Origin of the sequence: Pseudomonas sp. Sample_14 (assembly GCF_004307515.1) — a bacterium.
In the GTDB taxonomy this organism is placed as follows: Bacteria; Pseudomonadota; Gammaproteobacteria; order Pseudomonadales; family Pseudomonadaceae; genus Aquipseudomonas; species Aquipseudomonas atacamensis.
Genome location: NZ_RCOC01000005.1, coordinates 75,773 through 96,539, shown reverse-complemented (window position 1 = coordinate 96,539; position 20,767 = coordinate 75,773). Strand labels below are relative to the sequence as shown.

Annotated in this window: 22 protein-coding genes; 10 read left to right on the top strand and 12 right to left on the bottom strand. The window is 59.9% G+C overall.

Annotation, left to right across the window (positions count from 1 at the left end; all coding sequences use genetic code 11):
• Both D8U61_RS01020 and D8U61_RS01015 read left to right on the top strand, forming a co-directional pair.
• Positions 1 to 882, top strand: a complete 882-nt coding sequence (locus D8U61_RS01020) for an ABC transporter ATP-binding protein (protein ID WP_130926274.1) — start codon at positions 1 to 3, stop codon at positions 880 to 882.
• Positions 875 to 1,594, top strand: a complete 720-nt coding sequence (locus tag D8U61_RS01015) for an AAA family ATPase (RefSeq protein ID WP_125916829.1) — start codon at positions 875 to 877, stop codon at positions 1,592 to 1,594. Before D8U61_RS01020 ends, D8U61_RS01015 begins: the two co-directional genes overlap by 8 nt.
• Before the next feature lie 55 nt (positions 1,595 to 1,649).
• Here the strand turns inward: D8U61_RS01015 and D8U61_RS01010 are convergent, their stop codons facing one another.
• The 5 genes from D8U61_RS01010 to dadA form a co-directional block, all read right to left on the bottom strand.
• Complete coding sequence (locus D8U61_RS01010) at positions 1,650 to 2,063, bottom strand: c-type cytochrome (protein WP_016772567.1); 414 nt, start codon at positions 2,061 to 2,063, stop codon at positions 1,650 to 1,652.
• A gap of 181 nt (positions 2,064 to 2,244) precedes the next feature.
• On the bottom strand, positions 2,245 to 2,793 hold the full coding sequence (locus tag D8U61_RS01005; protein ID WP_016772566.1) for a cupin domain-containing protein: 549 nt from the start codon (positions 2,791 to 2,793) through the stop codon (positions 2,245 to 2,247).
• 88 nt (positions 2,794 to 2,881) lie between these two features.
• A complete protein-coding gene (gene alr / locus D8U61_RS01000) occupies positions 2,882 to 3,955 on the bottom strand; it encodes an alanine racemase (RefSeq protein ID WP_130901952.1) in 1,074 nt (357 codons plus the stop codon).
• Between the two features lie 93 nt (positions 3,956 to 4,048).
• On the bottom strand, positions 4,049 to 4,402 hold the full coding sequence (locus tag D8U61_RS00995) for a RidA family protein (protein ID WP_016772564.1): 354 nt from the start codon (positions 4,400 to 4,402) through the stop codon (positions 4,049 to 4,051).
• The gene (dadA, locus tag D8U61_RS00990) at positions 4,374 to 5,678 is read right to left on the bottom strand and encodes a D-amino acid dehydrogenase (protein WP_130926273.1); all 1,305 of its coding nucleotides are present in this window, start codon (positions 5,676 to 5,678) and stop codon (positions 4,374 to 4,376) included. The genes D8U61_RS00995 and dadA overlap by 29 nt, the downstream gene beginning before the upstream one ends.
• Before the next feature lie 153 nt (positions 5,679 to 5,831).
• Here dadA and D8U61_RS00985 point away from each other — a divergent pair, with 153 nt between their 5' ends.
• On the top strand, positions 5,832 to 6,320 hold the full coding sequence (locus D8U61_RS00985) for an Lrp/AsnC ligand binding domain-containing protein (protein ID WP_010465173.1): 489 nt from the start codon (positions 5,832 to 5,834) through the stop codon (positions 6,318 to 6,320).
• 120 nt (positions 6,321 to 6,440) lie between these two features.
• Here the strand turns inward: D8U61_RS00985 and D8U61_RS00980 are convergent, their stop codons facing one another.
• Complete coding sequence (locus tag D8U61_RS00980) at positions 6,441 to 6,794, bottom strand: YkgJ family cysteine cluster protein (RefSeq protein ID WP_122603584.1); 354 nt, start codon at positions 6,792 to 6,794, stop codon at positions 6,441 to 6,443.
• A gap of 146 nt (positions 6,795 to 6,940) precedes the next feature.
• Between D8U61_RS00980 and D8U61_RS00975 the strand changes: the two genes are divergently transcribed.
• Complete coding sequence (locus D8U61_RS00975; protein ID WP_122612748.1) at positions 6,941 to 8,251, top strand: FAD-binding oxidoreductase; 1,311 nt, start codon at positions 6,941 to 6,943, stop codon at positions 8,249 to 8,251.
• Positions 8,252 to 8,425: 174 nt separating this feature from the next.
• On the opposite strand, the gene D8U61_RS00970 is transcribed toward D8U61_RS00975, so the two are convergent.
• The gene (locus D8U61_RS00970) at positions 8,426 to 8,668 is read right to left on the bottom strand and encodes a DUF1127 domain-containing protein (protein WP_073470922.1); all 243 of its coding nucleotides are present in this window, start codon (positions 8,666 to 8,668) and stop codon (positions 8,426 to 8,428) included.
• Between the two features lie 175 nt (positions 8,669 to 8,843).
• Between D8U61_RS00970 and D8U61_RS00965 the strand changes: the two genes are divergently transcribed.
• Complete coding sequence (locus tag D8U61_RS00965; protein WP_041476641.1) at positions 8,844 to 10,265, top strand: PLP-dependent aminotransferase family protein; 1,422 nt, start codon at positions 8,844 to 8,846, stop codon at positions 10,263 to 10,265.
• 61 nt (positions 10,266 to 10,326) lie between these two features.
• The gene (locus D8U61_RS00960) at positions 10,327 to 11,895 is read left to right on the top strand and encodes a phospholipase D family protein (protein WP_130926272.1); all 1,569 of its coding nucleotides are present in this window, start codon (positions 10,327 to 10,329) and stop codon (positions 11,893 to 11,895) included.
• 104 nt (positions 11,896 to 11,999) lie between these two features.
• Here D8U61_RS00960 and D8U61_RS00955 read toward each other — a convergent pair whose 3' ends face one another.
• Together D8U61_RS00955 and D8U61_RS00950 are read right to left on the bottom strand one after the other, a co-directional pair.
• Complete coding sequence (locus D8U61_RS00955; RefSeq protein WP_130889061.1) at positions 12,000 to 13,145, bottom strand: MFS transporter; 1,146 nt, start codon at positions 13,143 to 13,145, stop codon at positions 12,000 to 12,002.
• Positions 13,146 to 13,405: 260 nt separating this feature from the next.
• Positions 13,406 to 14,899 (bottom strand): aldehyde dehydrogenase, encoded by a 1,494-nt coding sequence (locus tag D8U61_RS00950; RefSeq protein WP_016772556.1) that lies wholly within the window; start codon positions 14,897 to 14,899, stop codon positions 13,406 to 13,408.
• Between the two features lie 236 nt (positions 14,900 to 15,135).
• Between D8U61_RS00950 and D8U61_RS00945 the strand changes: the two genes are divergently transcribed.
• Positions 15,136 to 15,498, top strand: a complete 363-nt coding sequence (locus D8U61_RS00945; RefSeq protein WP_073470919.1) for a cupin domain-containing protein — start codon at positions 15,136 to 15,138, stop codon at positions 15,496 to 15,498.
• A 161-nt stretch (positions 15,499 to 15,659) separates the two neighbouring features.
• On the opposite strand, the gene rpmG is transcribed toward D8U61_RS00945, so the two are convergent.
• Both rpmG and rpmB read right to left on the bottom strand, forming a co-directional pair.
• The gene (gene rpmG / locus D8U61_RS00940) at positions 15,660 to 15,815 is read right to left on the bottom strand and encodes a 50S ribosomal protein L33 (RefSeq protein ID WP_016772554.1); all 156 of its coding nucleotides are present in this window, start codon (positions 15,813 to 15,815) and stop codon (positions 15,660 to 15,662) included.
• Between the two features lie 11 nt (positions 15,816 to 15,826).
• Positions 15,827 to 16,060 carry a 50S ribosomal protein L28 gene (rpmB, locus tag D8U61_RS00935; RefSeq protein ID WP_007920377.1) on the bottom strand — a complete coding sequence of 78 codons (234 nt, stop codon included), beginning with the start codon at positions 16,058 to 16,060 and terminating at the stop codon, positions 15,827 to 15,829.
• A gap of 446 nt (positions 16,061 to 16,506) precedes the next feature.
• Here rpmB and D8U61_RS00930 point away from each other — a divergent pair, with 446 nt between their 5' ends.
• Complete coding sequence (locus D8U61_RS00930) at positions 16,507 to 18,096, top strand: ABC transporter substrate-binding protein (RefSeq protein WP_122751214.1); 1,590 nt, start codon at positions 16,507 to 16,509, stop codon at positions 18,094 to 18,096.
• A 77-nt stretch (positions 18,097 to 18,173) separates the two neighbouring features.
• Here D8U61_RS00930 and radC read toward each other — a convergent pair whose 3' ends face one another.
• Complete coding sequence (radC, locus tag D8U61_RS00925; RefSeq protein WP_016772552.1) at positions 18,174 to 18,848, bottom strand: DNA repair protein RadC; 675 nt, start codon at positions 18,846 to 18,848, stop codon at positions 18,174 to 18,176.
• 133 nt (positions 18,849 to 18,981) lie between these two features.
• On the opposite strand from radC, the gene coaBC reads away from it, so the two are divergent.
• On the top strand, positions 18,982 to 20,190 hold the full coding sequence (gene coaBC, locus D8U61_RS00920; protein WP_130926285.1) for a bifunctional phosphopantothenoylcysteine decarboxylase/phosphopantothenate--cysteine ligase CoaBC: 1,209 nt from the start codon (positions 18,982 to 18,984) through the stop codon (positions 20,188 to 20,190).
• A 5-nt stretch (positions 20,191 to 20,195) separates the two neighbouring features.
• Positions 20,196 to 20,651 carry a dUTP diphosphatase gene (dut, locus tag D8U61_RS00915; RefSeq protein WP_016772550.1) on the top strand — a complete coding sequence of 152 codons (456 nt, stop codon included), beginning with the start codon at positions 20,196 to 20,198 and terminating at the stop codon, positions 20,649 to 20,651.
• Positions 20,652 to 20,767: the final 116 nt, after the last annotated feature.

The window sequence follows — 20,767 nt, the reverse complement described above, 5'->3', positions numbered from 1 at the left end:
ATGTTTATATGCTTGCGAAATAACCTGACCGTTTTTCTGCTTTCGGTTATTTGCCTTACCGTAGCAAGTATATGTCAATTGTTAATACCATCAGTCATCGCAAAGAGCCTGTCGGCTCTTACTACTGGCTCCATTAACGCTGAATTTTATTTCACTCTTATCGCTGTTTTTCTAACCAAGCTATCAAGCCAAGCTCTGGGCAATTCCTTGGCAACGCTCATAGAAGCAAGATCCCGCTTTCTACTTATCAACTTCATTGTGCATGATAAACGCCCCTCTCCATTATGTTCTCGGGTGACATTGATAAAAGAAGACGCGGAAAAAATTGCTTCCGTCATTCATGACACAATCCACCTCATGGGCTCTTGCATTTTGACGGTTTCCGCAGCCTATATTCTGCTCCGGGAAAACATCTATTTCTTCCTGCCCATCGCTTTAATTATTGTGTTGACGTGTGTGCAATTAAGATTTGCCAAGCCTGTAATCCAGCGGTTATATGCAGCAGAAATGTCGAAGGAAGATTTGTACAAAGAGTCGCTTATCAGCGCCTTCAACGTTTCCAGCGATGGCAAGCAAAGTAAAATGCAACTCATCAGAAGCTATGGATATTTGAAGGACACGGTAAGAGCACGCTACAAGTATCTGAAAGCAAGCGCCATACAATCCTTCTGGCCGGAAATGGCTATATCGGCGGGGACGGTATCGGTTATTTTCTTCAGCGCCGCTGCCACGCCGGAATTATTTGGCGAGCGTCTTATTGCCTGTCTCGGTTATATCGGAATTTTTACCATGGCCAGCACTGGTTCGATAAGACTCGGCATAACGATGATTGGCGTGAAGGTATCCGTCGATAGAATCTTCAGAGGGCATCGATATGAATGATCTGTTTATCCAGCAAATACGCCTGAAGCCAGACATGACGGTGGGTGACCGGCTACAAAACCTCTTCCCGCTTGAGCTCAGCAACTCGATAACGGTTTTTATCGGCGAAAATGGTGCTGGGAAATCCACATTACTTGAAGCTATTGCCATCAAGTCAGGCTGCAATCCAGAAGGCGGTGGGAAGAATTTCAATTTCTCGACTGAGAATACTCATTCAAAACTGTACGAAAGCCTGACGCTCTCAAAAGGCTACCGAAGGGAGAAGGACGTTTTTTTCTACAGGGCAGAAACCTTCTACAACTTGAATACTGCAATTCGCAAGCTTGATGCAGAGGCGAGCTTTGATCCCGAAATAAAGAGCTACTACGGCGGCGTGGATATGCATTGCCTGTCGCACGGTGAAGCCATGGAGGCGTTGTTTCAACATCGATTCAAAGCCCAAGGTCTGTATGTGCTCGACGAGCCGGAAGCATCGTTATCCCCGTTGAGGCAATTGGTTTTTATCAACCGGATAATGGAGCTGTCGCGCGGCGGCGCGCAGTTCATCATCGCTACTCACTCTCCCCTCATCATGTCGATCCCGGGATGTGATCTTAGGCAGATATCAGGAGGGCGCTGCGAGCAAATAGCGCCTGAAGATACCGATGCTTACGCCGTGTACAAAGCGGTGCTCAATTCTGCCGGCGCCTACATCACGAAAAACATGCAGTGAGATTGCAGGCACAAAAAAACCGTCCGAAGACGGTTTTTTTCAAAGCCGGCGCTGATTACAGACCGGACATCTCTTTGATCGCGCCCTTGAGCTCTTCATCGGTGCAATCGGCGCAGGTGCCTTTTGGCGGCATGGCGTTGATGCCGGTGATGGCCTTGGCGAGGATGCCGTCCAGACCACCCTGATGATCGGCGCGCTCCTTCCAGGCTGCCTTGTCGCCGATCTTCGGCGCGCCGAGCAGGCCCGTGCCGTGACAAGCGTTGCAGTGCTTGGCGATCACGTCTTTAGGGGCCTTTGCTCCGCCGCCCCCGCCAGCGGTAGCAGCCACTTCCATACCCTTGCATTCCTGCCCTTGAACACACACCTGGCCGACGGGCTCGAGGCGTTTGGCGATGTCGTCATTTGTCGCAGCTTGAGCGCTGACAGCCCAGAGGGCCAGTACGGTTGCTGGTGCAGCCAGCATTTTCATAATTAGGTTCACGCGTTCACCCTCAATGGTGGCTATTCACGCCTGCGGCCACGGTTCGCAGGCGGGCGCAAGTATAGCGGGTAGGCCGCTGTACTGAAACAACCCCATGGTTAGAGGGGTCTTGTTGCCCATCGGTAAAACGGTTCTGGGGCCTTTGCCGTATTGGCCTGGCGCCTTCTGCTTAGAAATTCGCCGGCGTGGCTGCGCTGATTAGTCGCGCCGGCACGTCGAACGGGTTACGGAAGCGATGCGGCTTGGTACTTTCAAAATAGTAGCTGTCGCCGGCTTCGAGGATAAAAGTTTCCAGACCCACCACCAGTTCGAGGCGACCTTCCACCAGAATCCCGGTTTCCTCGCCCTCATGGGTGAGCATTTCTTCGCCGGTGTCGGCGCCCGGCGGGTAGATTTCGTTGAGGAAGGCGATGGCGCGGCTCGGGTGCGCGCGGCCGACCAGTTTCATGGTCACGGCGCCGTCGGAGATGTCGATCAGCTCATTGGCCTTGTAGACGATCTGGGTCGGTTGGTCCTGCAGGATCTCTTCGGAAAAGAACTCGACCATTGACATGGGAATGCCGCCGAGCACCTTTCTCAGCGAACTGATCGAAGGGCTGACGCTGTTCTTTTCGATCATCGAAATGGTGCTGTTGGTGACGCCCGCACGTTTGGCGAGTTCACGCTGGGAAAGCCCTTTGAGCTTGCGGATCGATTGCAGTCGTTCACCGACGTCCAAGGCGGGAGCCTCCTGATGTTGTAAGAATATTGAGCGTTATCATGGCGACAGCGTTCAGTATTTACAACAGCTGGCCCCCGCAGCGGCGTCAACCCTCGGAATAGAGCCTTGGCACCCGTTTCAGGTTGCAGAAGATCTGATACGGGATGGTATCGGCCCACTTTGCCACGTCGCTGGCGAGGATGTTTTTACCCCACAGCTCGACAGTTGAACCAAGCCCCGCTTCCGCTACGTCGGTCAGATCGATGCAGAGCATGTCCATCGACACGCGCCCTAGCAGGCGGCTGGGTTTGCCCGCCACCAGCACGGGTGTGCCGGTCGGTGCCTGGCGCGGGTAGCCGTCGGCGTAACCCATAGCGACCACGCCGATGCGCATCGGCTTGTCGGTGATGAACCTGGCGCCATAACCGATCGGCTCGCCGGCCGGCAATTCACGCACACTGATGACTTTCGATTCGAGGGTCATCACCGGTTGCAGGCGTTCAGCGACGGCGTTGGCTTCTTCGAACGGGGTCGCGCCGTAGAGCATGATGCCCGGGCGGACCCAATCGCTTTGGATTTCTGGCCAACCGAGCACGGCTGGCGAGTTGCGCAAGCTGACTTCCGCCGCCAGCCCCTGACGCGCCGCTTCGAACACCGCGACCTGCTCGGCGCTGCTCTGCGCATGGAGTTCATCAGCGCGGGCGAAATGGCTCATCAACACGATTTTCGCCACCTTGCCGCTGGCCAGCAGACGTTGATAGGCCGCTGGATAATCCTTCGCATGCAGGCCGACGCGGTGCATGCCGGAATCGAGCTTGAGCCATACCGTGAGCGGTTTGCTCAGGACTGCCTGCTCGATCGCTTCGAGCTGCCACAGCGAATGCACCACGCACCAGAAATCATGCTCGACGATCAACGCCAGCTCATCAGCTTCGAAGAAGCCTTCCAGCAGCAGTACCGGCGCGCGAATCCCGGCGGAACGCAGCTCCAGTGCTTCTTCGATACAAGCCACGGCAAAACCATCCGCCTCGGCTTCCAGCGCCTGGGCGCAACGCACCGCGCCATGGCCATACGCGTCCGCCTTGATCACCGCGAGCGCCTTGGCGCCGGTGACTTCGCGGGCAATTCGGTAGTTGTGACGCAGGGCTTGAAGGTCGATCAGGGCACGGGCAGGACGCATGGCGGCAGACTTCTGGGCGGTCATGGGAAGAAAAACCGGCGCTGACTGACGACGTGAACCGCCAACAGCACCGGGAGAGGGATCTTGGGAACGTTATGGCAGCGCGGCGACGATGGAGATCTCCACCAGAATGCTCGGCTTGGCCATCTTCGCTTCGACGGTGGCGCGGGCCGGCGCGGCGCCTTTGGGCAGCCACTGGTCCCACACCGCGTTCATTCCGGCGAAGTGCGCTTCGATGTCATTCAAATAGATCGTTGCCGACAACAGATGCTGTTTGTCCGTCCCGGCCAGATCGAGCAGACGTTCGATATTGGCGAGCACGTCGCGGGTCTGCTGTTCAATTCCGGCGTCGAAGTCGTCGCCGACCTGCCCGGCCAGATACACGGTGCCGTTGTGGCTGACGATCTGACTCATGCGCTCATTGGTGAGCTGGCGCTGGATTGACATGTTTTGCGGACTCCTGGGTCTGGTTGCCGTAACGGGAAATATCGAGGCCTTCAGCGCTGATCTGCGGCTTTTTCTTCGCCATCAGGTCGGCGAGCAAACGGCCGGAACCACAGGCCATGGTCCAGCCGAGCGTACCGTGACCGGTGTTGAGAAACAGATTCTTGAACGGCGTGGCGCCAACGATCGGCGTACCGTCCGGCGTGGTCGGACGCAGGCCGGTCCAGAAACTCGCTTCGGCCAGATTGCCGCCCTGAGGATAAAGGTCGTTGACGATCATCTCCAGGGTTTCGCGCCGACGCGGGTTCAGCGACAGGTCAAAACCGGCGATCTCGGCCATGCCGCCGACGCGGATGCGGTTGTCGAAACGGGTGATCGCGACCTTGTAGGTCTCGTCGAGAATGGTCGACGTTGGCGCCATGTCCGGGTTGGTGATCGGCACGGTCAGCGAGTAGCCCTTGAGCGGATACACCGGGGCCTTGATGCCCAACGACTTGAGCAGTTGCGGCGAGTAGCTGCCGAGCGCCAGCACGTAGCGATCAGCGGTTTCCAGCTTGCCGTCAATCCACACGCCGTTGATTCGATCACCGGCGTAGTCGAGTTTCTGAATGTCCTCGCCAAAACGGAATTCCACGCCGAGCTTGCGCGCCATTTCGGCAAGACGGGTGGTGAACATCTGGCAGTCGCCGGTCTGGTCATTGGGCAGACGCAGCGCGCCAGCGAGAATGTCAGTCACGCCTGCCAGCGCCGGCTCGACGCGGGCAATACCGGCGCGATCGAGGACTTCAAACGGCACACCGGATTCTTTCAGCACGGCGATGTCCTTGGCGGCGTTATCCAGTTGCGCCTGAGTACGGAACAACTGCGTGGTGCCGAGGCTGCGGCCTTCGTAGGCGATTCCGGTTTCGGCGCGCAATTCATCGAGGCAGTCACGGCTGTACTCGGACAGACGCACCATGCGCTCCTTGTTAACCGCGTAACGGCTGGCGGTGCAGTTGCGCAGCATTTGCGCCATCCACAGGTATTGGTCGATATCGGCGGTGGCCTTGATCGCCAATGGCGCATGGCGTTGCAGCAACCACTTGATGGCCTTGAGCGGCACGCCCGGCGCGGCCCACGGCGAGGCGTAACCCGGCGAGACCTGGCCGGCGTTGGCGAAACTGGTCTCCATGGCCGCAGCAGGCTGCCGGTCGACCACCACCACTTCAAACCCGGCACGGGCCAGATAGTAAGCACTGGCGGTACCGATGACGCCGCTACCCAAGACCATGACGCGCATTTTCAATCCCTCATCGCGGCTTTTCGCCGAACTGTTTGTTAGAGCAATGATGGGCGCAGTGTAAAAAAGAAATGCCAGTGCTTTTCACTATATAAGCGCCTATATTTGGCGACAATTCTCGGCAAAAACCCTTTTCACGGAGGCGCATCCCCTATGCGTACCAACACTCAGACCAAACGTGAGCTGGACAAGATCGACCGCAACATCTTGCGCATCCTGCAAGCGGACGGGCGGATTTCCTTCACCGAACTGGGCGAAAAGGTCGGCCTCTCGACCACGCCGTGCACCGAGCGTGTGCGGCGTCTGGAGCGCGAGGGGATCATCATGGGCTACAACGCCCGGCTCAATCCGCAGCATTTGAAGGGTAGCCTGCTGGTGTTCGTCGAGATCAGCCTCGACTACAAATCCGGCGACACATTCGAAGAATTCAGACGCGCGGTGCTGAAGCTGCCGCATGTGCTGGAGTGCCATTTGGTGTCAGGGGATTTCGACTATCTGGTGAAGGCGCGGATTTCCGAGATGGCCTCGTATCGCAAACTGCTCGGCGACATTCTCTTGAAGCTGCCGCATGTGCGTGAATCGAAGAGCTATATCGTCATGGAAGAGGTGAAAGAGAGCCTGTGCCTGCCAATTCCGGACTGATCACCGCAATGATCGTTCCCACGCTCTGCGTGGGAATGCAGCCCGGGACGCTCTGCGTCCCAAAGGCCGAACGCGGAGCGTCCGAAGAGGCATTCCCACGCAGAGCGTGGGAACGATCGCTTACACCAACACCTGCCGATTCGCCGCCATGTACTGGAAAATCTGCTTCTCGACCCGCGGATGAATCAGCTCCACCGGCCGCCGCTCGTTCGGGCATGGCAGCGTCTTGGTGGTACCAAACAATCGACAGATCAGCGGTCGCTCTTCATACACCGTGCAGCCATTCGGCCCCAGGTGCACACAGTTGAGTTCTTCCAGCGCGGCATCCTGCTCGGCGCGGGTCTTGCGCGGCAGCCGGGCCATTTCCTCGGGCGAAGTGGTCACCGGCCCGCAGCAGTCGTGGCAGCCCGGCACGCAGTCGAACGTGGGGATCTGCTGACGCAGGTTGCGGATTTTCTGGCTGTTGCAACTCATCGAAACGGTGACCAAAGTGGCGGGATAACGATTGTGCCGCAAAAGCCCGGATCCAGACACCGCAGGCCGACCGATGTTGCCCACGTTCGGGCGTGCGGCTTATGCTCCGTCAAATTTTCTCGACACTCAGCCGTTGGATGATGCCCATGACCGCCCGCGCCCAGACCACCGCGAGCCAACCCCACGTTGCCTCTTATTACGCCGCCAGCAGCCTGCCGCAGCCTGACCATCCCGTGCTGCAAGGCGAGGTGGTGGCGGATGTCTGCGTGGTCGGCGGTGGCTTTTCCGGGCTGAACACGGCGCTGGAACTCGCCGAGCGCGGTTTCAGCGTGGTGTTGCTGGAAGCGCACAGGATCGGCTGGGGTGCCAGCGGTCGCAACGGCGGGCAGTTGATTCGCGGTGTCGGTCACGGCCTTGATCAGTTCGCCAATGTCATCGGTGCCGAAGGCGTGCGCGAGATGAAACTCATGGGCCTGGAAGCGGTGGAGATTGTCCGCCGGCGCGTCGAGCGTTTCGGCATTGCCTGCGACCTGACCTGGGGCTACTGCGACCTCGCCAACAAGCCTTCCGATCTCGACGGTTTTGCCGAAGATGCCGAAGAGTTGCGCGGCCTCGGTTACCGCTATGAAACCCGTATGTTGCAGGCCAGTGAAATGCACACCGTGGTCGGTTCCAAGCGCTATGTCGGCGGCTTGATCGACATGGGCTCCGGACATCTGCATCCGCTGAATCTGGCACTGGGCGAAGCGGCAGCGGCGCAGCAACTGGGCGTGCGGTTGTTCGAGCGTTCGGCCGTGACGCGCATCGATTACGGCCCCGAAGTAAAGGTGCACACCGCGCAAGGCTCGGTGCGGGCGAAGACCCTGGTGCTGGGCTGCAATGCCTATCTCAATGACTTGAACCCGCAACTGAGCGGCAAGGTCCTGCCCGCCGGCAGTTACATCATCGCCACCGAACCGCTGAGCGCAGAGCAGGCGCACAACCTGCTGCCGCAGAACATGGCGGTCTGCGACCAGCGGGTGGCGCTCGATTACTACCGGCTCTCGGCGGATCGACGTTTGCTGTTCGGCGGCGCGTGTCATTACTCGGGACGCGATCCGAAAGACATCGGCGCCTATATGCAGCCGAAGATGCTTGAAGTGTTCCCGCAACTGGCCGGGGTGAAAATCGATTATCAGTGGGGCGGAATGATCGGCATCGGTGCCAACCGCCTGCCGCAGATTGGCCGGCTCGCCGAGCAGCCGAACGTGTATTACGCCCAGGCGTATTCCGGACATGGCGTGAATGCCACACACCTGGCCGGCAAGCTGCTTGCCGAAGCAATCAGCGGGCAGCACAGCGGCGGCTTTGATCTGTTCGCCAAGGTGCCGCACATCACCTTCCCCGGCGGCAAGCATTTGCGCTCGCCGTTGTTGGCGTTGGGGATGTTGTGGCATCGGCTGAAAGAGTTGGTCTGACGAATCAGGATCGTTCCCACGCTCCGCGTGGGAATGCATCCAGTGACGCTCTGCGTCACAGCGGACGCAGAGCGTGCGGGGCGGCGTTCCCACGCAGAGCGTCCGGGGCGGCGCTCCCACGCAGAGCGTCCGGGGCGGCGCTCCCACGCAGAGCGTGGGAACGCTCTGTGGTATTCATATCCGCCAAAACGGCTTCAATCCCTCCTCCCTTGCCTGCTCCAGCGTCAACCCGACATCCCTGAGTTGCTCCGGTGTCAGGCCTAGCAACGCCTTGCGCGTGTGCAGACGATGCCAGAACAGACCCCAGCGACTGAGGCCGGACGGTGCGTTACGCAGCAGATTGCGCGCGCTGTCCTTCTGCCCTGCCGCCAGTTCCTGACTGTGTAACGTCAGCCGCACATCGCTCAAGCCGTTCATTTTCGTTGCTCCTGTTTACTTGGGTAGCCAGAGATTCCATGATGCGCGGGCCGGCAAAACCATTACAGACTCAAAGAACCTGTATTAACTCCATACAGATTTGCCGATTCACCGACTGAATGACTGATTTTTGCCGCATCTGTACTGGTTTCCACCAAGACGCACCGAGGCCACCATGACTCTGTATGTAAATCTCGCCGAATTGCTCGGCACCCGCATCGAACAAGGCTTCTATCGTCCTGGCGATCGCTTGCCGTCGGTGCGAGCCTTGAGTGTCGAGCACGGAGTCAGTTTGAGCACGGTGCAGCAGGCCTATCGCGTGCTTGAAGACAGCGGCCTCGCCACGCCGAAACCCAAGTCTGGCTACTTTGTCCCAGTCGGCCGCGAGTTGCCGGAGCTGCCCGCAGTAGGCCGCCCCGCGCAACGGCCGGTAGAGATTTCGCAATGGGATCAGGTGCTGGAACTCATTCGCGCGGTACCGCGCAAGGACGTCGTGCAATTGGGCCGTGGCATGCCCGATGTCGGCTCGCCAACCATGAAGCCGCTGCTGCGCGGGCTGGCGCGTATCAGTCGCCGGCAGGACATGCCTGGTCTGTATTACGACAACATCCACGGCAACCTCGAACTGCGCGAACAGATCGCACGGCTGATGCTCGATTCCGGCTGCCAGTTGAGCGCCAGCGATCTGGTGATCACCACTGGCTGCCACGAAGCGCTGTCCACCAGCATCCACGCGATCTGCGAGCCGGGCGACATCGTCGCGGTGGATTCGCCGAGTTTCCACGGCGCCATGCAGACCCTCAAAGGCCTGGGCATGAAAGCCCTGGAGATTCCCACCGACCCGCTCACCGGGATCAGCCTCGACGCCCTTGAACTGGCGCTGGAACAGTGGCCGATCAAGGCCATTCAGCTCACGCCCAACTGCAACAACCCCCTCGGATACGTCATGCCCGAATCGCGCAAACGCGCCTTGCTGACCCTGGCCCAGCGTTTCGACGTGGCGATCATCGAAGACGATGTGTATGGCGAACTTGCCTACACCTACCCGCGCCCGCGCACGATCAAATCCTTCGACGAAGACGGCCGCGTGTTGCTGTGCAGCTCGTTCTCCAAAACCTTGGCGCCGGGGCTGCGCATCGGCTGGGTGGCGCCGGGCCGATATCTGGAGCGAGTGCTGCACATGAAATACATCAGCACCGGCTCCACCGCACCACAACCGCAGATCGCCATCGCCGAATTCATCAAGGCCGGCCATTTCGAGCCGCACTTGCGGCGTATGCGCATGCAGTACCAACGCAATCGTGACGCGATGATCGACTGGGTGACGCGCTATTTCCCGGCCGGCACCCGCGCCAGTCGCCCGCAGGGCAGCTTCATGCTCTGGGTGGAGCTGCCGGAAGGTTTCGACACGCTGAAACTGAATCGCGCGCTACACGATCAGGGCGTACAGATTGCTGTCGGCAGCATCTTTTCCGCCTCGGGCAAGTACCGCAATTGTCTGCGGATGAACTACGCTGCCAAACCAACAGCGCAGATCGAAGAAGCGGTGCGCAAGGTCGGCGCTGCGGCAATCAAACTACTCGCTGAGACCGACTGACCTTTTTTGCGCGCCCGGCGTCCAAATTGCCGACCTCAGCCGCCAACCGGAACGACCCTACGTGAGCTTCAGACAGCCCTTACTCGCTTTACTGATACTCGCCTCGTTCCTCAGCGGCTGCGCCAGCCTTGATGTGCCGCGCGAACCAAGCCAGGCCCTGCCGGCGTCGGACTCCAGCTTCGGCCGTTCGATTCAGGCTCAGGCCGCACCCTACAAAGGGCAATCGGGGTTTCGCCTGCTCTCCGACAGTGGCGAGGCGTTTACCGCCCGGGCCGAGCTGATTCGCCATGCCCAGGTCAGCCTCGATTTGCAGTACTACATCGTCCACGACGGCATCAGCACGCGAATGCTGGTGGAGGAAGTGCTCAAGGCGGCCGACCGTGGTGTGCGCGTGCGCATCCTGCTCGACGACACCACCAGCGACGGCCTCGACCAGATCATCGCGACGCTGGCGGCACATCCGCAGATCCAGATTCGTTTGTTCAATCCGTTGCACTTGGGGCGCAGCACCGGCGTAACGCGCGCGGCCGGGCGACTGTTCAATCTGTCCGTGCAGCACCGGCGCATGCACAACAAATTGTGGCTGGCGGACAACAGCGCGGCAATCGTCGGCGGGCGCAATCTGGGCGATGAATATTTCGACGCCGAACCCAACCTGAATTTCACCGACATCGACATGCTCAGCATCGGCCCGGTGGCCGAACAGCTCGGACACAGTTTCGACCAGTACTGGAACAGCGCGCTGAGCAAGCCGATCGACGAATTTCTCTCCAGCCAGCCGACCGCCGCCGACCTGGAAAACACGCGCACGCGCCTGGAAGAATCACTGGAAGAAACCCGCAAGCAGAACCACGCGCTTTATCAACAGTTGATGAAGTTCACCACCGATCCGCGCATGGACATCTGGCGAAAGGAGCTGATCTGGGCCTGGAACCAGGCCTTGTGGGACGCGCCGAGCAAGGTCCTGTCCAAGGGCGAACCGGATCCGCATCTGCTGCTGACCACGCAGCTGGCGCCGGAACTGACCGGCGTCAGCAAAGAGCTGATCATGATTTCCGCCTACTTCGTGCCCGGCCAGCCGGGGCTGGTCTACCTGACCGGGCGCGCCGATGCCGGGGTCTCCGTGAGCCTGCTGACCAATTCACTGGAGGCCACTGACGTGCCGGCGGTGCATGGCGGTTACGCGCCTTATCGCAAGGCGTTGCTTGAACACGGGGTGAAACTCTATGAACTGCGCCGCCAGCCTGGGGATAACTATGGCAGCGGGCCGCGGGTGTTCTACAGCAAGTCGTTTCGCGGTTCGGATTCGAGTTTGCACAGCAAGGCGATGATCTTCGACCGGCGCAAATCGTTTATCGGCTCGTTCAACTTCGACCCGCGCTCGGTGCTGTGGAACACCGAAGTCGGCGTCCTGGTCGATAGCCCGGAACTGGCCGAGCACGTGCGCGCACTGGCGCTGCAAGGCATGGCGCCGACCTTGAGTTATCAGGCGAAACTCGAGGACGGCAAGGTCGTCTGGGTCACCGAGGACAACGGCCAGATGCACACTCTGACCAAGGAGCCGGGGAGCTGGTGGCGGCGCTTCAACTCGTGGTTCAGCACCAGCGTCGGCCTGGAGCGGATGTTGTAATCCTTTGTGGGAGCGAGCCTGCTCGCGAAAACGGTTTCACATCCAGCAAATGAGCTGACTGATGCACCGCTTTCGCGAGCAGGCTCGCTCCCACAGGAATGCGCTCAGGCAGCTTCTGCCGTTGTGCCAAAGGCGCCTTGGCGCAACAACAAAAGCACCAGACCAAACGCCCCAGCCGCCATCAACAGCGGCAACGCATGACCATTGATCCACTGACTGCCCGCCCCTGCCGCCAACGGCCCGACCAGACAACCGACACCCCACAACTGCGCGATATGCGCATTGGCGCGAACCAGCGCATCGTCTCGATAACGCTCGCCAATCAGAATCAGCGACAGGGTGAACAAGCCGCCGGCACTGGCGCCGAACAGCACCCACAACGGCCAGATCAGCAGCGTGTCGAGCAACATCGGAATGGCCAGACTCGACAGCATCAACACCACCGCGCATCCGGCGAACAGCGTGCGCCGCGACAGGTAATCGGCCAACGCGCCGATCGGTAATTGCAGCAGCGCATCGCCGACCACCACGGTGCTGACCATGGCCAGCGCGATTTCGGCGGTGAACCCTTGTTGCAGGCAGTACACCGGCAGCAGCGTCAGGATCATCGCCTCGAACGCGGCAAACAACGACACCGCCCAGGCAATCGCCGGCAACTCGCGGGCGAAGCCCCACAGATCGCCAAACGTGACGCTGTTGGCCTCACTGCTCGGCGCCCCGCTGCGCCCCAGCAGCAGAAAGGGCGAGAGCGTGAGCAGGCCGACCCCGACCCAGAAACCGTAATCATGCTCGGTACCGAGCGCCCCCAGCAGCAACGGACCGGACAGTTGGCTCAGCGCATAGCTGCTGCCATACAGCGCTACCAGACGCCCGCGCCACTGCTCGATCACCAGTTGATTGATCCAGCTCTCGCCGAGGATGAACACGATGGTCAGGATCACCCCGATCAGCAGGCGCAGCAGCAACCAGATCGGGTAACTCGGCAGCAGCGCCAGCAGGCCGATCGACAATGCCCCGGCCCACAGGCACAAACGCATCAGGTTCGCCGTGCCGAAATACGCGGCGAGGTGGCTGGAAATCTTCGCCCCGAGCAGCACGCCGATTGCCGGCATGGCCGCCATCACACCGATGGCGAACGAGCCGTAGCCCCAGCCCTCCAGACGCAACGACACCAGCGGCATGCTGACCCCCAGGGCCAGGCCGACACTCAAGACAGACGCCAACACGGCGAAATACGTCGCCCAACGCATGTTCCACGCTCCTGTGGATATTTTTATATGCACCACAAAATCACTGTGGGAGCGAGCCCCTGTGGCGAGGGGATTTATCCCCGTTGGGTCGCGCAGCGGCCCCAAAACCTGCATCCACGATGTACCAGGTACACCGCGTGCAATGGTTTAGCGACTGCTTCGCAGCCGAACAGGGATAAATCCCCTCACCACAGAGGCTCGCTCCCACAGGGGATCTCTGTAGGTTCGAGAGCCTGATTAACTCAGGCTCTCTTAATGAATCACAGCTTGATCCACGTGGCCTTCAGCTCGGTGTACTTGTCGAAGGCATGCAGCGATTTGTCGCGACCGTTGCCCGACTGTTTGAAGCCACCGAACGGCGCGGTCATGTCGCCGCCATCGTACTGGTTGACCCACACGCTACCGGCGCGCAAGGCCTTGGCGGTCAGGTGCGCCTTGGAGATGTCCTGGGTCCACACCGCTGCGGCCAGACCGTATGGCGTGTCGTTGGCGATCTGGATGGCTTCTTCGGCGCTATCGAAAGCGATCACCGACAACACTGGGCCGAAAATCTCTTCCTGGGCAATCTTCATCGCATTGCTCACACCATCGAAAATGGTTGGCTCGACGTAAGTGCCACCGGTCTCCTGGAGGATGCGCTTGCCGCCGGCGACCAGTTTGGCGCCATCGCTATGGCCGGATTCGATGTACGACAGCACGGTGTTCATCTGCTGGGTATCGACCAGCGCACCGACGTTGGTCGCCGGGTCCAGCGGATTGCCCGGCTTCCAGGCTTTCAGCGCCTCGATCACCATTGGCAGGAATTTGTCCTTGATCGAACGCTCGACCAGCAGGCGCGAACCGGCGGTGCACACTTCGCCCTGGTTGAAGGCGATGGCGCTGGCGGCGGATTCAGCGGCGGCCTGCAGATCCGGCGCATCGGCGAAGACGATGTTCGGGCTCTTGCCGCCGGCTTCCAGCCAGACGCGTTTCATGTTCGATTCGCCGGCATAGACCATGAGTTGCTTGGCAATCTTGGTCGAACCGGTGAACACCAGCGTGTCGACGTCATTGTGCAGACCCAGCGCCTTGCCGACGGTGTGGCCATAGCCCGGCAGCACGTTGAGCACGCCTTTCGGAATCCCGGCTTCAATGGCCAGCGCAGCGATGCGGATGGCGGTCAGCGGCGACTTTTCCGACGGCTTGAGGATCACCGAGTTACCGGTCGACAGCGCCGGGCCGAGCTTCCAGCAAGCCATCATCAGCGGGAAGTTCCACGGCACGATAGCGCCAACCACGCCCACCGGCTCACGGGTCACCAGACCCAGTTGGTCATGCGGGGTGGCGGCAACTTCGTCGTAGATCTTGTCGATCGCTTCGCCGCTCCAGCTCAACGCCTGCGCCGCGCCCGGTACGTCGATGTACAGCGAATCGCTGATCGGCTTGCCCATGTCGAGGGTTTCCAGCAGCGCCAGTTCTTCAGCGTGCTGTTTCAGCAGGCTGGCGAAGCGGATCATGGTGGCTTTGCGTTTGGTCGGCGCCAGGCGCGACCAGACGCCGGAATTGAAAGTAGCGCGGGCGTTTTCTACAGCACGGTCGGCGTCGGCGGCGTCACAGCTGGCGATCTTGCCGAGCAGGCGGCCATCGACCGGGCTGATGCATTCGAAGGTTTCGCCGGAGACGGCGTCAGTGTATTCGCCATTCAGGAAGGCGCGGCCTTCGATTTTCAGATCGCGGGCGCGTTGTTCCCAGTCGGCACGAGTCAGGGTGGTCATTCGGGTGTCCTCCTCTTATTGAATACGAGCACCGCAAGCGCTGCGGCGCTGTTCAAGAATCCTGCCCGGCCAGCCTGCACTTTCGGCCCGAGGCACCCGCCACCCTAAACCAGCGACCGGGTTTGTTTCAATATATTTGACATAAGCTGGCCATACGGCCTTGCGGTGTTCATTTTAATAAACATAGACTTTGGCCCATTCCAGCCAATGCGCCGTCACTAGCGGAGAAAACAACAATGAACATCCAGAACGTCGTCGACATCAGCCTCGCCAGCAGCGAAGCCGAGCGCTATCGGCCGGACCCGGCGAAAGTGCTAAAGGGCGATCCTGAGCAGGCGGTGTTTCATCAATACGAAAGCCCTTGTGGGCAAATGGGCGTGGGTGTGTGGGAAGGCGCGGTGGGTCAGTGGACGGTGAATTACACCGAACATGAGTACTGCGAGATTCTGCAGGGGGTTTCGGTATTGCGTGACAGCGATGGCAATGCCAAGACCTTGCGCGCTGGTGATCGCTTCGTGATTCCGGCGGGGTTTCGCGGCACCTGGGAAGTGCTGGAGGCTTGCCGCAAGGTTTATGTGATCTTTGAACAGAAGGCTTGAGTCTTTGCGCTGATTTCACCGCCCTCTTCGCGAGCAGGCTCGCTCCCACATTCGAACGTATTCCATTGTGGGAGTGCAGGACAGGCAACACCAAATGCAAGGCAAACAAAAAAGGCCCGTATCTCACGATACGGGCCTTTTTCGCAGTCAGGAAAAATCAATTACTTGATTTTGCCTTCCTTGTACATCACGTGCTTGCGAACAACCGGATCATATTTCTTGATCTCGATTTTGTCCGGGGTAGTACGCTTGTTCTTGTCGGTAGTGTAGAAGTGACCAGTACCGGCGCTCGAGATCAAACGAATCAATTCACGCATGATTAGCTCCCTTAAATCTTGCCATCGCGGCGAAGTTCGGCGAGCACGACAGTGATGCCACGCTTGTCGATGATACGCATGCCTTTGGCAGATACGCGCAGACGCACAAAACGTTTCTCTTCTTCAACCCAGAAGCGGTGATGCTGCAGGTTCGGCAGGAAACGACGACGGGTTTTGTTGTTTGCGTGGGAAATGTTATTCCCAGTCACCGGACCCTTACCGGTAACTTGACATACTCTCGACATGCCTCAGCCCTCTAAAACCACATGCCCAACCCGGCATGGGTTGGCCGCTTAATCTCTCAGTCATTTGGCGCCAGGCGCCGCGTTTCTTTAGAGGTCTTACCGGCTACACCTACAGTGAAGGAACCGGGCCCCTAGAAAAGAGCGCTGCTTTATACCAGAAAGACCGGGGTGCAACAACAATCGGTGTGCAATCAATCGGCAAAAGGGCGATTTTTTCCGCCGCAGACGCCTTGGACAAAGGCTGCGGCCAGTTTTGACCACTCGTCGCAGAAATCCCGCCCTACAGCCGATTCAGACTTTTCATCTGGCTGCCCACGCTCGAAACCGCGCAAGAGTGCGCCTGAAAATGCAAAAAGGGGATAGTCATTTGCAATTCAGAGCTCTAGGGTAGGACTTTTCCAGACTGCACTTGCAGATGGGCCTTCGATCTGTAAAGGAAACCGACCATGCGCCTCGCTGCCCTACCCCTGTTACTCGCTCCGCTGTTGCTGAGCCCCCTCGCCCAGGCCGCCGCGTTGAGCGTGTGTACCGAGGCCAGTCCCGAAGGGTTCGACGTGGTGCAGTACAACTCGCTGACCACCACCAATGCTTCGGCTGACGTACTGATGAACCGCTTGGTGGATTTCGACACCGCCAGTGGCAAGGTCATCCCGAGCCTGGCCGACAGCTGGGAAGTCAGCACCGACGGCCTCACCTATGTGTTCAAACTGCACCCGCAGGTGAAATTTCATACAACCGACTACTTCAAACCGAGCCGCGAGCTGAGCGCTGAAGACGTCAAGTTCAGCTTCGACCGCATGCTCGACCCGGCCAACCCGTGGCACAAGGTCGCCCAGAGCGGCTTCCCCCATGCGCAGTCGATGCAACTGCCGACCCTGATCAAGAAGATCGACGCCCTCGACCCGCTGACCGTGCGTTTTACCCTCGACCATCCGGATTCGACCTTCCTCGCGACGCTGAGCATGGGTTTCGCCTCGATCTATTCCGCCGAATATGCCGACAAACTGATGAAGGCCGGCGCCACCGACAAACTCAACAGCCAGCCGATCGGCACCGGCCCGTTCGTGTTCAATCGCTTCCAGAAAGACGCGGCGATTCGCTACAAGGCCAATCCGGACTATTTCCGTGGCAAGCCTGCGGTCGACCCGTTGATCTTCGCCATCACGCCGGACGCCAACGTGCGCCTGCAAAAGCTGCGACGCAATGAATGCCAGATCGCCCTGTCGCCAAAACCACTGGACGTACAGGCTGCGCTGAAGGAGCCGACGCTGAAAGTCGAAAAGACTGACGCGTTCATGACCGCTTTCGTGGGCATCAACAGCCAGCATCCGCCACTGGACAAACCGGAAGTGCGCCAGGCGATCAACCTCGCTTTCGACAAGGCCAACTACATCAAAGCCGTGTTCGAAGACACCGCCGAAGCGGCCAACGGCCCGTACCCGCCGAACACCTGGAGCTACGCCAAGAACCTGCCGGGCTATCCGCACGACGTGGCCAAAGCCAAGGCGCTGCTGGCCAAGGCCGGCTTGAAGGATGGCTTCCAGACCACAATCTGGACGCGTCCATCAGGCAGCCTGCTCAACCCGAACCCGAGTCTCGGCGCGCAGATGTTGCAGTCGGATCTGGCCGAGATCGGCATCCAGGCGGAGATCCGCGTGATCGAGTGGGGCGAACTGATTCGCCGCGCCAAGGCCGGCGAACACGACCTGCTGTTCATGGGCTGGGCCGGCGACAACGGCGACCCGGACAACTTCCTCACCCCGCAGTTTTCCTGCGCGGCGGTGAAATCCGGGACCAACTTCGCGCGGTACTGCAACGCCGATCTGGACAAGCTGATCAGCGCCGGCAAGACCACCAGCGAGCAAGGCGTGCGCACCAAGCTGTATGAACAGGCACAGGCACAGATCCAGCAGCAGGCGTTGTGGCTGCCACTGGCGCACCCAACGGCCTACGCTTTGACGCGCAAGGATGTTCAGGGTTATTCCGTCAGCCCGTTCGGCCGGCAGGATTATTCCAAGATCAGCCTCAAGCCCTAAGCGGCAAGCGGCAAGCTAGAGCACTCCGCGCGCAGCTCCAGCTTGCCGCTTGCAGCTAGAGGCTTGCCGCTGCTCTTTTACATCCAGCCACACTCCGCCATCGACAGCGGTTCGCCGTCTCCGACGATGAAGTGATCGAGCACTCGCACGTCAATCAGCTCCAGCGCTTTCTGCAGGCGCTTGGTCAGCAGCCGATCGGCCTGACTCGGATCGGTGTTGCCGGACGGATGGTTGTGACACAGGATCACCGCTGCGGCGTTATTGGCCAGCGCGCGCTTCACCACCTCCCTAGGGTGCACGCTGGTATTGTCGATCGAGCCGCGAAACAGCGCCTCGAAATTCAGCACCTGATGCTTTGAATCGAGAAACAGGCAGCCGAACACCTCGTGCGGCTCATGCCGCAGCATCGCCTTGAGGTAATCGCGGACGACTTGGGGGTTCTCCAGTGCCGGCTTCTGTCGTGAGCGCTCGGCCAGATGGCGCTTGCTCATTTCCTGCGCGGCTTGCAGCTGGGCGAACTTGGCCGGGCCGAGGCCCATTTGTTTGCTGAATGCGTCCTGATCGGCCTCAAGCAACAAACGCAGGCCACCGAATTGCGTCAGCAGATGTCTGGCAAGGTCGACTGCGCTTTTTCCGGGCAATCCGGTGCGCAGAAAAATCGCCAACAGCTCAGCGTCCGAAAGACTCCCTGCGCCGTGTTCCAACAGCCTTTCCCGCGGCCGTTCCGCCGCCGGCCAATCGCGAATACTCATAGCACCTCCTTGTCTGTGGGCGCCGCTGTTCCGTAGCGGTCGCTGTGATATCGTAGCCCATCTTTTTGGCGGTCGATTCAACCCTGGGGAGGGGCATCGCACCGCAGTCATCAACGAAATGAAAGGCAGACCTATGCAGCGGCTGTATCGGAAACGCATCGTTCTGGGCGTCGGCGGCGGCATTGCGGCCTACAAGAGCGCCGATCTGGTTCGCCGCCTGATCGACCAGGGTGCCGAAGTGCGCGTGGTCATGACCCATGGCGGCGCCGAATTCATTACCCCGCTGACCATGCAGGCCCTGTCGGGCCACCCGGTTCACCTCGACTTGCTCGACCCTGCCGCCGAAGCCGCCATGGGCCATATCGAGCTGGCGAAATGGGCCGATCTGGTACTGATCGCCCCGGCCACCGCCGACCTGATCGCCCGCCTGGCCCAAGGCATTGCCAACGATCTGCTGACCACGCTGGTGCTGGCCACCGACGCTGTGGTTGCTGTCGCGCCAGCGATGAACCAGGCGATGTGGCGCGACCCGGCGACCCAGACCAACCTGCAACTGTTGGAGAGCCGTGGCCTGAAGACTTTCGGCCCGGCCTCGGGCAGCCAGGCCTGCGGCGACGTCGGCATGGGCCGCATGATGGAGGCCACCGATCTGGCGCTGCTCGCCGCCGATTGCTTCCAGCGCCAGGCCCTGACCGGCAAGCATGTGGTGATCACCGCCGGCCCGACTCAGGAAAACATCGACCCGGTGCGCTACATCACCAACCACAGCTCCGGCAAAATGGGTTTTGCCCTCGCCGAAGCAGCCGTGGAAGCCGGCGCCCGTGTCACTTTGATCAGCGGCCCGGTGCACTTGCCGACGCCTGATCGCGTGACGCGGATCGATGTGGTCAGCGCCCGCGACATGCTCGCCGCCTGCGAATCGGCCATGCCTTGCGACGTGTTCATCTCGTCGGCAGCGGTGGCGGACTACCGCCCGGAAGTAGTAGCTCCGCATAAACTCAAGAAAGATCCTACGAGCGGCGACGGCTTCGTCCTGCAAATGGTGCGCAACCCGGACATCCTTGCCACCATCGCGACCCGTCCCGACCGTCCGTTCAGTGTCGGCTTCGCCGCCGAAACCGAACACCTGCTCGACTACGCTGCACGCAAGCTGAAGGACAAGAATCTCGATCTGATCGTCGCCAACGACGTCGCCAACCCGAGCATCGGTTTCAACAGCGAAGAAAACGCCTGCAGCGTCATCGACCGTGAGCTGCACGCCACGGTTTTCGCCCAGACCAGCAAGAGCAAGATCGCTCGTCAACTGGTCACTTTTATCGCCGAACGTCTGAACCAGGTTTAATTTACATGCACGCTTTGCAAGCCAAGATCCTCGATCCACGCATCGGCACCGAATTCCCGCTGCCGCAATACGCCACGCCGGGCTCCGCCGGCCTCGACCTGCGCGCCATGCTGGAACAGGACATCGTGATCAAACCGGGTGAAACCGTGCTGATCCCCACCGGCCTGTCGGTCTATATCGGCGACCCGAATCTCGCCGCGCTGATCCTGCCGCGCTCGGGCATGGGCCACAAACATGGCATCGTGCTGGGCAATCTGGTCGGCCTGATCGACTCCGATTACCAGGGCCCGCTGATGGTTTCCTGCTGGAACCGCGGCCAGAGCGACTTCACCATGACCGTCGGCGAACGTCTGGCGCAATTGGTGCTGGTACCGGTGGTGCAGGCGCATTTCGAAATGGTTGAAGAGTTTGTCGAGACCGAGCGCGGTACCGGTGGTTTTGGCCATACCGGCACCAAATAACCGGATAAAAATTATTGTGGTGAGGGGGTTTATCCCCTCACCACAAAAAATGCGCTACATCGGCAGCAGGTTTTAACACCATAAATCAAGGTTTTGCCGGCCGAAAGCCACGCCAG

Bases quoted from the DNA above. Each gene is read 5' to 3' on its own strand.
- D8U61_RS01020 (WP_130926274.1), top strand. From the start codon at position 1: ATGTTTATATGCTTGCGAAATAACCTGACCGTTTTTCTGCTTTCGGTT.
- radC (WP_016772552.1), bottom strand. From the start codon at position 18,848: ATGAGTATTCGCGATTGGCCGGCGGCGGAACGGCCGCGGGAAAGGCTG.
- dut (WP_016772550.1), top strand. From the start codon at position 20,196: ATGCACGCTTTGCAAGCCAAGATCCTCGATCCACGCATCGGCACCGAA.
- rpmG (WP_016772554.1), bottom strand. From the start codon at position 15,815: ATGCGTGAATTGATTCGTTTGATCTCGAGCGCCGGTACTGGTCACTTC.
- D8U61_RS00970 (WP_073470922.1), bottom strand. From the start codon at position 8,668: ATGAACGGCTTGAGCGATGTGCGGCTGACGTTACACAGTCAGGAACTG.
- dadA (WP_130926273.1), bottom strand. From the start codon at position 5,678: ATGCGCGTCATGGTCTTGGGTAGCGGCGTCATCGGTACCGCCAGTGCT.
- D8U61_RS00930 (WP_122751214.1), top strand. From the start codon at position 16,507: ATGCGCCTCGCTGCCCTACCCCTGTTACTCGCTCCGCTGTTGCTGAGC.
- D8U61_RS00945 (WP_073470919.1), top strand. From the start codon at position 15,136: ATGAACATCCAGAACGTCGTCGACATCAGCCTCGCCAGCAGCGAAGCC.
- D8U61_RS00965 (WP_041476641.1), top strand. From the start codon at position 8,844: ATGACTCTGTATGTAAATCTCGCCGAATTGCTCGGCACCCGCATCGAA.
- D8U61_RS00950 (WP_016772556.1), bottom strand. From the start codon at position 14,899: ATGACCACCCTGACTCGTGCCGACTGGGAACAACGCGCCCGCGATCTG.
- D8U61_RS00980 (WP_122603584.1), bottom strand. From the start codon at position 6,794: ATGAGTTGCAACAGCCAGAAAATCCGCAACCTGCGTCAGCAGATCCCC.
- D8U61_RS00955 (WP_130889061.1), bottom strand. From the start codon at position 13,145: ATGCGTTGGGCGACGTATTTCGCCGTGTTGGCGTCTGTCTTGAGTGTC.
- D8U61_RS01015 (WP_125916829.1), top strand. From the start codon at position 875: ATGAATGATCTGTTTATCCAGCAAATACGCCTGAAGCCAGACATGACG.
- D8U61_RS00975 (WP_122612748.1), top strand. From the start codon at position 6,941: ATGACCGCCCGCGCCCAGACCACCGCGAGCCAACCCCACGTTGCCTCT.
- alr (WP_130901952.1), bottom strand. From the start codon at position 3,955: ATGCGTCCTGCCCGTGCCCTGATCGACCTTCAAGCCCTGCGTCACAAC.
- coaBC (WP_130926285.1), top strand. From the start codon at position 18,982: ATGCAGCGGCTGTATCGGAAACGCATCGTTCTGGGCGTCGGCGGCGGC.
- rpmB (WP_007920377.1), bottom strand. From the start codon at position 16,060: ATGTCGAGAGTATGTCAAGTTACCGGTAAGGGTCCGGTGACTGGGAAT.
- D8U61_RS01010 (WP_016772567.1), bottom strand. From the start codon at position 2,063: ATGAAAATGCTGGCTGCACCAGCAACCGTACTGGCCCTCTGGGCTGTC.
- D8U61_RS00985 (WP_010465173.1), top strand. From the start codon at position 5,832: ATGCGTACCAACACTCAGACCAAACGTGAGCTGGACAAGATCGACCGC.
- D8U61_RS00995 (WP_016772564.1), bottom strand. From the start codon at position 4,402: ATGTCAATCCAGCGCCAGCTCACCAATGAGCGCATGAGTCAGATCGTC.